General features: G+C 41.2%; 16 protein-coding genes. 11 read left to right on the top strand and 5 right to left on the bottom strand.

What is annotated here, in order from left to right; translation table 11 throughout:
• Positions 1-5: 5 nt before the first annotated feature.
• The 4 genes from metH (at position 6) to PUND_RS13055 (ending at position 5,532) form a co-directional block, all read left to right on the top strand.
• On the top strand, positions 6-2,636 hold the full coding sequence (gene metH, locus PUND_RS13070; RefSeq protein ID WP_010391124.1) for a methionine synthase: 2,631 nt from the start codon (positions 6-8) through the stop codon (positions 2,634-2,636).
• Positions 2,637-3,157: 521 nt separating this feature from the next.
• Entirely contained in the window at positions 3,158-3,913 is a 756-nt protein-coding gene (locus tag PUND_RS13065) for a hypothetical protein (RefSeq protein WP_010391126.1), read from the top strand.
• Between the two features lie 57 nt (positions 3,914-3,970).
• Positions 3,971-4,414 (top strand): hypothetical protein, encoded by a 444-nt coding sequence (locus PUND_RS13060; protein ID WP_010391128.1) that lies wholly within the window; start codon positions 3,971-3,973, stop codon positions 4,412-4,414.
• 422 nt (positions 4,415-4,836) lie between these two features.
• Positions 4,837-5,532 carry an aspartate/glutamate racemase family protein gene (locus PUND_RS13055; RefSeq protein WP_010391130.1) on the top strand — a complete coding sequence of 232 codons (696 nt, stop codon included), beginning with the start codon at positions 4,837-4,839 and terminating at the stop codon, positions 5,530-5,532.
• Positions 5,533-5,607: 75 nt separating this feature from the next.
• Here the strand turns inward: PUND_RS13055 and PUND_RS13050 are convergent, their stop codons facing one another.
• From PUND_RS13050 to flgA, 5 genes are all read right to left on the bottom strand, one after another.
• On the bottom strand, positions 5,608-5,805 hold the full coding sequence (locus PUND_RS13050; RefSeq protein WP_010391132.1) for a CsbD family protein: 198 nt from the start codon (positions 5,803-5,805) through the stop codon (positions 5,608-5,610).
• Positions 5,806-6,129: 324 nt separating this feature from the next.
• Positions 6,130-7,647: a DUF3360 family protein gene (locus PUND_RS13045; protein ID WP_010391134.1), complete on the bottom strand. Its 1,518-nt coding sequence runs from the start codon at positions 7,645-7,647 to the stop codon at positions 6,130-6,132.
• 507 nt (positions 7,648-8,154) lie between these two features.
• Positions 8,155-8,577 carry a flagellar export chaperone FlgN gene (flgN, locus tag PUND_RS13040; RefSeq protein ID WP_010391136.1) on the bottom strand — a complete coding sequence of 141 codons (423 nt, stop codon included), beginning with the start codon at positions 8,575-8,577 and terminating at the stop codon, positions 8,155-8,157.
• Entirely contained in the window at positions 8,574-8,864 is a 291-nt protein-coding gene (flgM, locus tag PUND_RS13035; protein WP_010391138.1) for a flagellar biosynthesis anti-sigma factor FlgM, read from the bottom strand. Before flgM ends, flgN begins: the two co-directional genes overlap by 4 nt.
• A 93-nt stretch (positions 8,865-8,957) precedes the next feature.
• Positions 8,958-9,719 (bottom strand): flagellar basal body P-ring formation chaperone FlgA, encoded by a 762-nt coding sequence (flgA, locus tag PUND_RS13030; protein WP_010391140.1) that lies wholly within the window; start codon positions 9,717-9,719, stop codon positions 8,958-8,960.
• A 60-nt stretch (positions 9,720-9,779) separates the two neighbouring features.
• Here flgA and flgB point away from each other — a divergent pair, with 60 nt between their 5' ends.
• Genes flgB through PUND_RS12995 form a run of 7 tightly spaced genes read left to right on the top strand, consistent with a single transcriptional unit; the run spans position 9,780 to position 14,888 of the window.
• Positions 9,780-10,199, top strand: a complete 420-nt coding sequence (gene flgB / locus PUND_RS13025; protein ID WP_010391142.1) for a flagellar basal body rod protein FlgB — start codon at positions 9,780-9,782, stop codon at positions 10,197-10,199.
• Positions 10,199-10,615 carry a flagellar basal body rod protein FlgC gene (gene flgC / locus PUND_RS13020; protein WP_010391144.1) on the top strand — a complete coding sequence of 139 codons (417 nt, stop codon included), beginning with the start codon at positions 10,199-10,201 and terminating at the stop codon, positions 10,613-10,615. Before flgB ends, flgC begins: the two co-directional genes overlap by 1 nt.
• Positions 10,616-10,619: 4 nt before the next feature.
• Positions 10,620-11,273 carry a flagellar hook assembly protein FlgD gene (locus PUND_RS13015; protein ID WP_010391147.1) on the top strand — a complete coding sequence of 218 codons (654 nt, stop codon included), beginning with the start codon at positions 10,620-10,622 and terminating at the stop codon, positions 11,271-11,273.
• A gap of 18 nt (positions 11,274-11,291) precedes the next feature.
• The gene (locus PUND_RS13010) at positions 11,292-12,620 is read left to right on the top strand and encodes a flagellar hook protein FlgE (protein ID WP_010391149.1); all 1,329 of its coding nucleotides are present in this window, start codon (positions 11,292-11,294) and stop codon (positions 12,618-12,620) included.
• Between the two features lie 11 nt (positions 12,621-12,631).
• Positions 12,632-13,363, top strand: a complete 732-nt coding sequence (locus PUND_RS13005) for a flagellar basal body rod protein FlgF (protein ID WP_010391152.1) — start codon at positions 12,632-12,634, stop codon at positions 13,361-13,363.
• A gap of 14 nt (positions 13,364-13,377) precedes the next feature.
• Positions 13,378-14,163 carry a flagellar basal-body rod protein FlgG gene (gene flgG / locus PUND_RS13000; RefSeq protein WP_010391154.1) on the top strand — a complete coding sequence of 262 codons (786 nt, stop codon included), beginning with the start codon at positions 13,378-13,380 and terminating at the stop codon, positions 14,161-14,163.
• A 2-nt stretch (positions 14,164-14,165) separates the two neighbouring features.
• Complete coding sequence (locus PUND_RS12995) at positions 14,166-14,888, top strand: flagellar basal body L-ring protein FlgH (RefSeq protein ID WP_013464383.1); 723 nt, start codon at positions 14,166-14,168, stop codon at positions 14,886-14,888.
• The last annotated feature ends 12 nt before the right edge of the window (positions 14,889-14,900 follow it).

Raw genomic sequence — 14,900 nt, 5'->3', positions numbered from 1 at the left:
CGCCAATGACCCAACAAATTGCAGTATTTACCAATGTCGGCGAGCGTACTAACGTAACTGGCTCGGCCATGTTTAAACGTTTGATCATGGAAGAAGACTACGAGACCGCTCTTAATGTGGCCCGCGAACAAGTAGAAAATGGCGCACAGGTTATTGATATCAACATGGACGAAGCCATGCTGGACTCAAAAGCGGCCATGGTTAAGTTTTTAAACTTAATTGCCTCAGAGCCTGATATTTCTAAAGTACCTATAATGGTCGACTCCTCAAAGTGGGAAGTCATCGAAGCAGGCTTAAAGTGTATTCAAGGCAAGGCCATTGTTAACTCCATTTCACTTAAAGAGGGTGAAGAGCCGTTTATTCGCCAAGCTAAAATTATAAAACGCTTTGGCGCCGCCGCTGTTGTGATGGCGTTTGATACCGAAGGTCAAGCCGATACCGCCGATCGTAAGTTTGAAATTTGTGAGCGCAGCTACCGTATTTTGGTCGACGAAATTGGCTTCCCGCCAGAAGACATTATATTTGACCCCAACATATTTGCCGTTGCCACCGGTATAGAAGAGCACGACAACTACGCCGTAGAATTTATTGAAGGCACCCGCCGTATTAAGCAAAATTTACCGCACTGTAAAGTGTCGGGTGGGGTGTCAAACGTATCGTTCTCGTTTAGAGGTAATAACCCAGTACGTGAAGCGATTCACTCGGTGTTTTTATACCATGCTATAAAAGCGGGTATGGATATGGGCATAGTAAACGCAGGGCAGCTTGCGGTTTACGACGACATCCCCGATGAACTTCGCAAAGCCGTAGAAGATGTAATTCTTAACACCGACCCCGGTGCTGGCGAGCGCCTTGTTGAACTTGCGCCTAAATATTCAGGCATGGCACAAGCTGAGCGGGTAGAAGATTTAGAATGGCGCACTTGGTCGGTTGAAAAACGCCTAGAGCATGCCCTAGTAAAAGGCATAACCACCTTTATAGATGAAGACACAGAAGAGTGCCGTGCTGGCGCAGATAAACCTATTCACGTCATTGAAGGGCCACTCATGGACGGCATGAACGTGGTTGGGGATTTATTTGGCGCGGGTAAAATGTTTTTACCCCAAGTGGTTAAATCGGCCCGTGTAATGAAACGCGCGGTCGCCTACCTTGACCCATTCATTGAAGCCGAAAAAGAAGAGGGCGCGACCAACGGTAAAATTGTTATGGCCACCGTAAAAGGCGACGTGCACGACATAGGTAAAAACATCGTAGGCGTAGTACTGCAATGCAATAACTACGAAGTAATCGACCTTGGGGTAATGGTGCCAGCAGATAAAATACTGCAAACCGCGATTGACGAAAAAGCCGATATTATAGGTCTTTCGGGCTTAATTACCCCATCGCTTGATGAAATGGTACATGTTGCCAAAGAAATGAAGCGTCGTGGCTTTGAGCTACCACTCATGATTGGTGGGGCAACCACCTCAAAAGCGCATACCGCAGTTAAAATAGAGCCGCAGTACGACAAAGGCGTAGTGTATGTAAATAACGCCAGCCGCGCCGTGGGTGTGGTGTCTAATTTATTATCAAAAGAGCATAAAGCAGAATTTTTAGCTAAAACCACCGCCGAGTACGACAAAGTACGCGAACAACAAGCACGCAAAAAGCCGCGCTCAAAACCGGTTACCATACAGCGCGCCCGCGATAATGCTGCAAAACTCGATTGGGATAACTACACGCCACCAGTGCCTAAAAAGCTGGGCGTGACCGAGTTTAAAAATGTATCAATCGCGACTTTACGCAAATACATAGACTGGACGCCGTACTTTATGACCTGGTCAATCGCCGGTAAATATCCGCGCATAATGACCGACGAAGTAGTGGGCGAACAAGCACAAAGCCTATTTAAAGACGCCAACGATATGCTCGATGAGCTTGAAAAGTCAGGCACTTTGCAACCATTAGGTGTTATTGGTTTATTCCCAGCAAACCGTGTGGGCGATGATATAGAAATTTACACCGACGAAACCCGCAAAGAGCTATTAACTACCTCATGTCATTTACGCCAGCAAACCGAAAAAACCGACTTTGCTAACTACTGCCTAGCCGATTACATTGCGCCAAAAGGCACACCCGATTACTTTGGTGCGTTTGCGGTAACAGGCGGTTTAGAAGAAGATGACCTCGCCAATGCGTTCGACGCACAGCAAGACGACTACAATAAAATAATGATTAAAGCGGTTGCTGATAGGCTTGCCGAGGCCTTTGCTGAATACTTGCACGAACAAGTGCGTAAAGAGTATTGGGGTTATGCACCGGATGAAAACCTAGGTAACGATGAGCTAATCCGCGAAAACTACCAAGGTATTCGCCCAGCGCCAGGTTACCCAGCGTGCCCAGAGCACACCGAGAAAAAGAAAATTTGGCAGTTGCTCGATACCGAAAAACGTATTGGTATGCAGCTCACCAGCTCGTACGCCATGTGGCCAGGTGCAGCGGTATCAGGTTGGTACTTTTCACACCCACAAGCGAAATACTACGCGGTAGCGGCAGTACAACGCGACCAAGTAGAAGACTACGCCAAGCGAACCAATATGACGCTCGCAGAGGCAGAAAGATGGCTATCGCCTAACTTGGGGTATGATCCGGAATAAAAGAGCAGCGGTCAGTTTTTAGCTGTTAGCTATCAGTTAAAACAAAAACGAGCCAAGGTAGGCTCGTTTTTTATTGGCTTATTAATTAATAGTATAAAATTGTAAGGTTAGATTAATGTCAGTTATTTACCTTTGCTTTTTAATAGTTTGATAACTCTAATTACCCTTTCAAGAGTGATAGTAAATAGTAAAAATAATTCTGTAAACTCACGCATAATACTTCTCCTCAGTTATTGTTGAGTTAATAGTATGTTTAGATATTTAATTGGTCAAATTTTGTAAGTTATTGTTTTTATTGCTTTTAATTTTTCATCTGGTAGAGGGGTTTATCATACTGGGTTCTTTGGGTATTATGCTGGGAATTACTGGGCGAAAATATTATTTTTTTACAAAAAACTGAAATAAACTACTTTTAAATTGTTTTTTGCTTGAGTAGTTATTTTTAGAATGTTTTAAAGCGGCTTTTCACTAATATTAACTCTCATAAAATTGTACAGGTACTTTAAACTAGAGGACTATTCATGAAGTATCTAAATTACATATTACTTTTCCTATCTCTACTTTTCACATCTAACATGTTTGCGCTTGAGCAAAAGTATCACGAGAGTGTTTTACCTGTTATTTCTGCTTTTAAAGCACATGATAAAACTGCGATTGCTGCGCATATTCGCTACCCTTTAAAAAGACGATACCCATTGCCTGATATTAAAAATGAAGCTGAGTTTATTAACCGCTTTGATGAAGTGTTTGACGATGAACTTGTTACTATTATTGGCAGCTCTAATATTAATACCGATTGGAATAAAGTTGGTTGGCGCGGCATTATGCTAAATAACGGCGTAATGTGGGTAGATACAGACGGCAAAGTTATTGCCGTGAATACACAAAATACCACTGAGCAAGCACATGCAGAAAAGTTAATCGCTCAAGATAAACAATCACTCCATTCAAGTATTAAAACCTTTCAAAAACCAATACTTGATTGGAAAACAGCTAACTATCGTGTTCGCATTGATAATTTAGGCGATGGAAACTTCCGTTATGCGTCGTGGAATATTGATAAAAGCCCAAGGGATAGGCCTGATATCGTTTTAATTCATGGTGAGATAACGTTTAGTGGCAGTGGCGGTAATCACAGTTATACGTTTAAAAATGGGCGCTATAGTTACATATTACACGTTACTGTAATTGGCTGTGATACCTCACCACCAGGTTGGCTTGAAGTATATAAAAACGATAAGCAATTGTTATTTGAAGACGTTGTAAGTAAAGGTTAATACAGTAGCGAAAAGAGTACATAGTTACTAATGATTAAACAGAATTAGAAATAAAATATGAAAATAGAAGATATCAAGATAAAAATTGAAAGCTCTGAATTTTATAAAAACAATGATATTAAACAGTTGATTAAACTGGTTATTGATTTATATGAAAGCTACAGAATTGAAAATACTATTTTAGAAAATGACGGCGATATGCTTCTTTTTCAGTGCGGGGAAGATAGCCTGAGTAAAGACTACTTTATTGTTGATATTACACGCCAAATTATTCCTGATTTAGACGACATAGATGAAGCTACAGATGCTATGCAGCAACTTAGTACGACTTTTAAATTTTTACCAAGCGAGGCTGCATTTGCGCTTTCAACAACGAGTCAGTGGTGTTCTGCGTTAAATGAGGTTGATAGTCTTAGGGCGTTTATTGAAAATAGTGATGCTTTTCAATGGGCTATTAAAAATGATGTGGTAAAAGTAGATATTGAATTATCTTATATATAAATATTAAAACAATAATTGTAGTCGCATAAACTACGATAATGAAATTGGTTGTGCAATTAGCTTTTTTAAAAGGATTTACATGAATAAAAAAACTTCAAACTTAGTCATTATATTTTTATCTGCATTCATTACATCGTTTGTTAGCCGCTATTTAACTGATTCAATAATAAACCTAAAAGATCTACCTTTTTATATGGAGTTTTTACTTTTCCTAGCTATTTATTTGGTAATTTATTTCCCACTAAATTGTGTATTCGAAAAATTCGTTGTTAAGTAAACATCTGATAGTTAGCAAAACAGTAAGGCAGAATGAGTCAGAGGAATCGCTATACAAGGCTTTACAGGTATCTTTGCTTATTGTTTTGTCGCATATCTGTGTAGTAATCGGCTTGCTCTTAACCACTTTTAAACAAGGCAATTTTATGAAAACGATTGGCATGCTCGGAGGTATGAGTTGGGAGTCAACAGCCAGCTATTACAAAGCTTTAAACGAAGGCGTTAAAAACTCATTGGGTGGGCTACATAGTGCTAAGATTTGTATGGTGAGCGTCGATTTTGCAAAAATTGAAGCGCTACAGCATCAGAGCGATTGGCAACAAACAGCCAATATTCTCACCGAGGCGGCTAAATCTGTAGAGGCTGGTGGTGCCGACTTTTTACTTATTTGTACCAACACTATGCATAAAGTGGCCGATGAGATTGCCAGTAATATTACCATTCCTATTTTGCATATTGCCGATGCCACCGCTGAGCAACTAAAGCACGATAACATTACGCGAGTAGGGTTGTTGGGAACGCAATTTACAATGGAGCAAAACTTTTACAAAGAGCGTTTAACCGATAAGCATAACATTGAGGTATTAATACCTGAGCCTAATGAGCGAAAGCGAGTGCACGAGGTTATTTATTCGCAGTTATGCCTAGGGATTATTGATGACGATTCGCGAGCTGATTATATACGCATTATAGAGCGCTTATTTGCACAAGGCGCACAGGCCGTTATTTTAGGTTGTACTGAAATCGCCTTGTTGGTAAAGCCACAACATACGCAGGTTCCGCTTTACGATACCACCAAAATACATGCCGAGGCAGCAGTGAAGTTAGCGCTGGCAAAATAGTTAAGCTTGAGATAACAAAAAAACCGCCAATTGGCGGTTTTTTATTAGCAAGTAAAGCTGTTAACACGCTTTATATTAATGACCTTTCTCAAAGTCATTTACTTCGCGCTCGGCTTCCTCTTTCGACTTACCGTATTTTTGCTGAATTTTACCAACAAGCTCGGTACGGCTACCTTCAATTTTATCTAAATCATCGTTGGTAAGATCGCCCCATTTTTGCTGCGCTTTACCTTTAAGTTCTTTCCAGTTTCCTTCGATACGATCGCTATTCATAATTAGCTCCTTATTAAGAGTGATGATTTTTCATTTTAAAAGCGTTACTAATAAAATGATTTTTAACGTTCACTTATAAAGGTGCAAAGCCTATACCAGAAAGTGAAATATTAAGTTTTAACTATATATCAAGCAGTTATGATATTTTGGTGTGTAAAGCTTTTTAGCTGGTGGCGAGCTTTATAAAAATTCTGCAGGGTGGCTTGTAATTATTTCAGGGACTGTTACTTCAGGGGGGATTATTACAGGAACACTGTGCTGGTTTTTTATAAGTACAATAAAAAAGCGAGCTATTAAAGCTCGCTTTGCTGTTTAATAAAGGAATTAATGTCTAAAGCTTGGCATTAGCGCAGGAATGCCTGGTAGCATACCTACCAGTGCCATTACACCGGTTAATAGCACAAACATAATAAGTGGGATGACCCAGCGGCTCATTCGCGATAAATCAGCACTTCTTTCTTTACAGCCAATAAGGCCCAAGTTATCAAGTAGCATAGTTAGTGACCAACCAAGTGCAGGGTTTACTAGGCTTGATGCAAACACCACAATGGCGGCTGATTGGGTGGTTTTACCTTCACGGGTCATTTCCATACCCGCTTCAAGTAGTGGAATAAACACCCCTACAATTAATGCAACACATAATACTGGCTGCCAAATAGCTAAGTCCATTGGATAGCCCCAAACACCCGCGATAATACAAAATAACGCAGTTAAAATTGCGCCTGCAGGAATAGGGCGTTTTGCAATAGCAGCAGGAACAATGTAAGTGCCCCAAGATGACGCAAAGTTAGCACCGCCTAAAAGCGAGCCAAAGGTTTGTCTTGTTGATGCGCTAAGCATGGTATCGTCAATATTCATTTGTACTTTTTCAGTACGCTCTGGGTAACTAATTTTTTGAAATACTTGATGGCCTAAAAAGTCAGGCGACCACATAGCAACTGCTAAAACTGCAAAAGGAAGTACAACTACAAAGCTTTCAGCTGTTGGTAAGCCAAGCATCCAGCCGGTGTTTTCGCCCCACCAGTACATAGGGTTCATGTTTGGTAAGCCCGGTGCAGTATGAAACTCAAACGGTGCACCCAATGCAAAAGCAGTAAAACCACCAATTAAACAGCTCAGTGGCACGGCTAACCAGCGTTTTTTATAATGCTCCAATAAAGCATAAAGTAAAATTGTGGCTAAGATTACGATAAAGGCAATATGGGTCATTTGAATTTCTTCAGCCCATGCAAACAGCTTTTTAACTTGTGAAATGGTACCCACAAAGCCTAAATAGAGGAGTAGGCCACCACACACCCCTTTACTGGTGAGCTTTGCCATGAGACTGCCGCCTTTACTAAATGCTAATATCAATCCAAAGGCTCCTATGAGCAAACCAAAGGCCATAGGGTGTCCGCCTGCGGCAACCACAATAGGAATTAATGGAATGAGTGGGCCATGAGTACCCGCTAAGTTAGCGGTCGGTAAAATAAAGCCAGAAAATAGTAAAATAAATAACGAAACAATTAAAAGTTCGTAGCGTACGTTTTCAAGTACAAAGCCATCACTCAACCCCAAAGGGCCTGCAAACGTGGCAGCAATGGCTGCAACCATCACAACTTTACCTATAGTAGCGGCCATTGCTGGAATGGTGTCTTCAAATTCAAAGCGATAATCTCTAAACGGTAAATTTGGACGCCAGCGTTTTGGCTGCATAATTTGCAGTTCGTGCTCTAGATAAGCGTCGCGGCTTTCAAACTCAGAGCTGGGTTTATGAAGATTTTCATAGCTATCGGACGCGGTTTGAGTATCCGCTCCTGGTATAGCATCAGATGAATTATCATCTAGCGGCTTGGTGGTCATGACTTCTCCTGCAACTTAGTTGCTAACTCAAAATAAAAATACAGCTTTTACAAAGCAAATGAACGTTGAGTGCGCAGGGTAAAACAGCTTGCTACATATTGTAATTAGGCAAAAGGTCGTGCATAGCCCAGTTTAACGCTTTGTAAATGTTAACAAAAATAGCAAAGGGATGTGTTGTAACTGGCTTGTTAAATTTAAAAGGTCTTTAAATTCAGTGGTTTATTGTTTTGTTTTTACAGTGTGATCTTGTCATGCAGAATAGCGAAAAGGTCATAAAATCAGCAGATTCAGCAGCAATCATTCTTTAGTCTAATAAAGGTGACGTTAGCCGCTATTTGCTTATTATAAATACAATTAGCCGCAAAGTTGCACAAAAGCTAATAATACTAAGTTTTAGCGGAACAACTATTTTTGGACTCAAGATAGGGTTTTAAAAGGTAATAATAGGAGTAAAGTAAAAATATAGCGCAAAGTGACTAAACAAGAAAATGCCTTTATGTAACGTATTTATAAAGGCATTTCTGGGTAAGCTTGTTTGTTTTCACCGCCAGTTAAGCGCTGTAACAACCGACGCTGGCTTGAGAGTAATTGCCCTGAGCGTTCATTCATTATTTTGCAGGTTTTAGTTTTTAGTTCAAGCTGATGCAATAGCTTAGTAGTAAGGGTGTTTATATCAACAGGTAGAAGCGCGGTTAATTGTGCTAAACCTTCTTTGCCACCTTGCAAGCCTAAACTCACCAAAAAGCCATCGCGCTGGTTGTGCGATTCATTTAAGCTTTCTAAAAAGCCGAGCATTTTTTTATTATGTGTTTCTAGCTGCACATTACGTTGGCTTAGCAATTCGTATTGCGTTTCAAGTAATTCAATTAACGCGTCTAGCTTAGTAATGTCTTGTTGCAGACTTACAATATACTCTTTTACAGTTTTCATTTTTTATGAAGTTCAACCATAGCGTTAACGGTTTCATCAATATTAATTTTAAATTCACCACTGGCAATTGCCGCTTTCATCATGGCTACTTTATCCATATCAACGTCTGGCTTTGCAGCTAAATCTTGAAATGTTGAGTCTATTGATTTACTTAATGCACTCACTGAGTTTGCTTGCTCTTGTTTAGTCGCTACAGGTTGTTGTTCTGGTTTTGCATCCAGTGAAGAACGCTGGTTTGTTTTTTGGCTTTGATCAACCGCAGTGGTTGTTATTGCGCTTATATTCATTGTTTATTACCTAATTCGTTTATCGAATTTATATTGCTTAGTTTATATCAGCGACCAAGTACAAGCATTACTTAACTTTTATTTCGACATTTTTTAAAATGTCGCCTCTGCCACACCTTGCGCAATTACTCTGCCTTGAACTACTTTTTTTGATGATAAATTTTTTACATTAATAACCTCACCAAGCTGGCCATCTTCAAGAGCAATGGCTTTAACATTGGCCGAGAAAGTTGCGGTATTTATTTGCAGTGAAATATGCTCATTTTTATTGATTAAATACTGCTTTTCTAGGTAGCGGGTGGAGATCACCGTTCCTTTATCAATCTCGCGTTTAACGGTAAGTCCAACTAGCTGGTCAATACCGGTTTCGCCTTGATGGCGGTGCTTGCCTAAATCCACGCTTTTATATTCTAAGTCTTGCTTATTAAGCACTTTACCTCGGTTTAAAGTGTGCTTGGCAGCTACTAGGTTTATCCACACACTTATTTTGGCACTGGCCCTAAAGCGCCAAGCAGGCGATGGGCAAGATACAGAAACACTTACTCTGCCTGCAGGTGGCGTGTGACTTTGTGAGCGAGTGATTTGCAATTCATCACAGCTTAAATTTTCGCTGCCTTTAGGAATAAATAATTCTATATCTTGTCGCTGACTTTGCGAATTAACTGAGCGCAAATAGCTCTTAATTTCACTGTGCAAAAACTGCCGAATTTCTTTATCAAAATTAATGGGGATGGCCATAGCATGAGCTGGCAGAAGTCCAATAGTTAAAAGTAAGCGGAAAAGCCAACGCTTCCCTTGGGGAAGCTTAGCTTCCGTGTGTTGGGCTGTTTTTTGCTCTTTTTTTATGTAAGTCATTGAAAAAAATATACTTTTAAAAGTTGGCATAAAGGTTGTTATACACAAGGTAGAAAGTGTATGCGAAGCGCGAAAGCATACAAGAAACAAAAATTAGAGGCAACAATGGAACTATTTGATAAAGCGTTAGGTGTTCACCCTTTTTCAATGAAATTAAGGTTAGACAGAGCAGAAGTCATTGCCAGTAACTTGGCTAATGTTGACACGCCTGGGTTTAAATCTCGAGATGTAGATTACCGTCAAATTATGCAAAGTGTTTCATCCAGTTTTTCGCAAAACAGAGATGTTGATTTTGCTGGTGTACAAACGGATGAACTTAAATATCGCGTTCCTTATCAACCATCAAGTGATGGCAACACTGTTGAGTTAAATATTGAGCAAGCAAAATTTGCCAGCAACAGTATGGATTTTCAAACCAGTTTGACATTCTTAAATATGAAAATAAATGGCTTACATAAAGTTATTTCAGGGAAATCATAATGTCTTTTAATTCAATTTATGACGCTAGCGGCAGCGCCATGCGCGCTCAAGTTATTCGCCTCGATACCATTGCATCTAACCTAGCCAATGCCGATACCGCAGCCGGTTCAGAAGCCGACGCTTACAAGGCACTTAAACCAGTATTTTCTGCTTTGTACAAACAAACACAAGACAGCCAATCAATTTCAGCCTCGGTTGATGTATTAGGGATCACTGAGTCAAACCGTGCGGTAGAGCAGCGCTACGAGCCAAATAACCCAATTGCTAACAACGATGGTTATGTATTTTACTCCAACGTAAATGCACTCGAAGAAATGGCCGACATGATGTCTGCAAGTCGCAGCTACCAAACATCTGTTGAAGTTATGGGGCGTGTAAATAGCATGCAGCAAAGCATTCTTAAGTTAGGACAATAATTTTATGCAAGTTAATTCAGCCGTTCCAAGCGCAGCCGACGGGGCAAAAAACACCACGAATATTGCCGGTAATAGTTCAGCAGATGAAATGTCGACCATGTTTTTAGAGTTACTCGTTGCGCAAATCAGCAATCAAAATCCATTACAGCCTATGGACGGCACCCAATATGTGAGCCAGCTTGCGGAGTTTTCTAATGTTGAGTCGTTACAAAGCATTCGGCAAAACACCGCCGATGGTTTGGATTATGTGAGCAGCTTAGCGGTGCTTGAAGCCACTAATATGGTTGGTCAAACGGTTGATGTGCAAGCAAGCAGTATTGCCCTTGAACAAGATGGCAGTGTCTCTGGCATGGTTAATTTAGGGGAACCCGCAGACTCTGTCACTGTGCAACTTTATAACCAAGATGGTGAATTAGTTGAAGAAAAACAACTGCCTTATTCTGGAGTCGGTTCATTGCGTTTTGAATTTGAAAACCAAGAAGCCGGTGCGTATGCAGTGAGAGCGTATGCCACTACTGAAGAGGTACCAAAGCAGCTTGATACTTGGCTAAGTGGTGAGGTTGAGCGTGTTTCTGTAGGTAAATCGTTAGAAGATATTTTATTACAAGTCGATGGTTTGGGTAATTTTGGTATCACTGAAATTAATCAAGTGGCATAAATAAGAGGAATAAATAATATGTCTATGTTCAATATAGGATTAAGTGGTCTTAAAAGTACCCAAACAGGATTAGAAGTAACCAGTAATAATATTGCTAACTCGGGTACTGCTGGTTATAAAAATAACACCGCAGAATTTGCCGCAGTGTATAACGGCAGTCAACGCGGCGGCGTTAAAGTTGCCAATGTTAAAGAAGATTTTGTCACCGGTGGTGAAATTGTGCGCACCGGTAATGCGCTGGATATTGCTATTGATGGCCAAGGTTTTTTTGCCATATCAGAAAACGGCCGAACAGCTTACACCCAAGCAGGCCAGTTTCAGTTAGATAACGACTTAAATATTGTTAATGCCAACGGCGGCAAACTGCAAGGTTTTGGCGTGTCTCAGGTTGATGGTGGTGATCCGACAATTGTACCAGGTGTATTAACCGATTTAAAAATTGAAGCCTCAAACATAGAAGCACAAGCCAGTACCAATATTAACTTTAACGGTAACTTAAGTTCTTCTAGTGACGTGATTGCTTATCCTACAGCTCCTGCGGTATTTGATCCTAAAGATGGTAGTCAATATAACTTTTCTCAATCTACCGAAGTATTCGACTCATTAGGTAATAGCCATGTAATGACCCAGTACTTTAACCATACGGGTAGCAACGAATGGCAAGCGATGTTTTTCTTAGATGGTAAACCCCTTACTCAAGCTCAGCTTTCAGCGCTTGGTGCGACGACAGGTACTCAAGCTATTGATGATGGTGCTGGTGGTTCAATTAACGCCGGTACCATTACACTTAACTTTGATACCGATGGCCAAATGGTGCCGTTTTCAGGCGACTTAACGGCGGTTGATTTAGAGGTGCCTATTACTTCAACGCCAGGTAATGCAGAAATAACCAGTGGCGCAGCAGCATTAAATATCGCGCTTAAATTCGATGGTACAACGCAGTTTGGTTCAAGTTTCAGTGTTAACGAAAATGATGCCAACGGCTATACCTCAGGGGCGTTTTCTGGTGTGAAGGTTGAAGACGACGGCCGTGTATTTGCAACATTTACTAACGGTGAATCTAAATTACAAGGCCAAGTTGTACTTGCCTCGTTTGCGAACGTTGATGGTTTAGAGCAAGGCAGTAATACCGTGTGGTATCAAACTGAAGAGTCAGGCTCTGCACTTTATGGCGAGCCTGAAAGTGGCTCACTGGGTAAATTACTGTCGGGTTCATTTATGGGCTCAAATGTTGATATTAGTGAACAGCTGGTTGGCTTAATGTCATTTCAACAAAATTACCAAGCCAATGCTAAAACCATCAGCAGTGCTGATGAAATGATGCAAATTTTATTTAGTAACACCTAAGGAAGCTGAGCGTGGAAAAGTTAATTTATACCGCCGTTTCGGGTGCTGAACTTAATAATACCGCCTTACGCGTTGCTGCAAATAACTTAGCAAATGTTAGCACCGTAGGTTTTAAGGCCGACTTAGAGCAAGCGCAATCAATGATGGTACAAGGCGAGGGCTTTCGTACTCGTTACCACGCGCAACTAACACCAGTAACTACTGACTTATCGTCAGGGCCAATCATGGACACTGGCCGTAATCTTGATTTAGCACTGAGCAACGGCGGTTATTTAGAGGTGATGGATGACAATGGCGAACCGGCTTATACCCGCGCGGGTAATTTAGTGGTTGATGCCGATGGCTTTATTACTGTTAATGGCCGACGTGTGCAAGGTGACGGTGGCGATATTCAACTTCCTGAGTTTGGTGATATTGAAATTGGCTCAAACGGCATGATCAACCTAACCCCCATTGGCGGTGGTGTAATTGCAGAAGATGCGCAAATTAAATTAGCCAGTACCGATGCAAACTTAATTAAAGGTGCTGATGGCTTACTCAGAGCTAACGATTTACAGCCGCTTGAAGCCGACGAAACAATTACAGTAAGAACCGGTGCTTTAGAAGGTTCTAATGTGAATGCCGTGGCTGAAATGATCAAAACAATGAATATTAGCCGCCAATTTGAAATGAACGTAAAAATGATGAAGTCTGCTGACGAATTAGCGACCAGCGGTAATAAGCTCATCAGTGGACGTGGGTAAATAGGAAGCCAAACATGAATTCAGCATTATGGGTGAGTAAAACTGGTCTTGCAGCGCAAGATTTAAGAATGACAACAATATCTAATAACCTAGCGAACGTAAGCACTGCCGGTTTTAAAAAAGACAGAGCGGTATTTGAAGACTTATTTTACCAAGTACAAAAACAGCCTGGCGCGCAGGTAGATGAGCTTAATCAGCTGCCATCTGGGATTCAGGTGGGAACCGGTGTTCGTATTAACGGTACGCAAAAGCAATTTACCGAAGGTAGTTTTGAAACAACCAGTAACCAGTTAGATGTGGCCATTGCAGGGCAAGGCTTCTTTCAAATTGAAAGCCCTGATGGCGAGTTATTATTTACCCGTAACGGTCAGTTTCAGCTTAACTCTGAGTCATTACTGGTAAACAGCAACGGCTTACCATTGGCACAAAATATTGCGCTACCAGAGGGCACCACTAAAGTGAGTATTGGCACCGATGGCACCGTTACTGCCGTAGTGGGTAAGGATGCGCAAGCGGTTGAGTTAGGCCAAATGTTAACGGTTAACTTTGCAAATCCAGCAGGGTTACAAAGCTTAGGTGGCAATTTGTACCGCGAAACAGCAGCATCTGGTGAACCTGTTGAGGGGATCCCCGGTGAAGATGCTTTTGGTGGCTTGCAACAATTTACTATTGAAGGCTCAAACGTGAGCGTTGTTGATGAAATGGTAAGCATGATTGCCGTACAGCGCGCTTACGAGATGAACGCTAAAGTGGTCTCTGCAGCAGATGAAATGCTGCGCTTTATAAACCAAAACGTATGATTATGATGAATAAGTTAACATTATTTTTGCTGCTTTTGGGTGTTGCTGGTTGTAGCAATACCCCGTCAAAAACCCAAATGGTGGAATGCGAAGTGGTGTATGGGGAAGTGAAATGTCCACAAAACACCACTCAAAAATCAGTTCAAGACTATGAAATAAGCCAAGATGCCTATGCACAGGGTTTGAATCAGCAAGATGGTAGCTTATTTCAAGATAACTATATGTTTTCTTTGTATGCAGATAAACGTGCTTACCGAGTTGGCGATATTTTAACTGTGGTGCTTAACGAGCGCACGCAATCAAGTAAAAGTGCCGATTCGAGTTTAGATAAAAGTACCGACTTGGATGTTTCAGTGCCAGTTGCTGGTGCACTCAATGTAGCTGATTTTAATTTGGGTATAGGCTCGAGTGCCAAGTTTGACGGGGAAAGCAGCGCTAGCCAACAAAACTTCCTCAGTGGCGCTATTACCGTGCGGGTTAATCATGTTTTATCTAATGGGTCGCTGGTTATTAAAGGGCGTAAGCAAATTAAACTTAACCAAGGTGACGAATACATTGAAATTGAAGGGCTAGTTCGCCCTGGCGATATTGATGTAAGTAACCGTGTTTCGTCGCTTCGTATTGCTGAAGCGCAAATAAGCTATACCGGCAAAGGCACATTGGCTGATGCGAATCGTCCGGGTTGGTTTACCACTTTATTTACCCGATTCTTAAACCCGTTCTAAGGGATTACTGAG

The sequence above is a fragment of the Pseudoalteromonas undina genome, from assembly GCF_000238275.3.
GTDB classification, from domain to species: domain Bacteria; phylum Pseudomonadota; class Gammaproteobacteria; order Enterobacterales; family Alteromonadaceae; genus Pseudoalteromonas; species Pseudoalteromonas undina.
The sequence above is the reverse complement of the archived record's forward strand: the minus strand, read 5'-3'. Positions and strand labels throughout refer to the sequence as shown.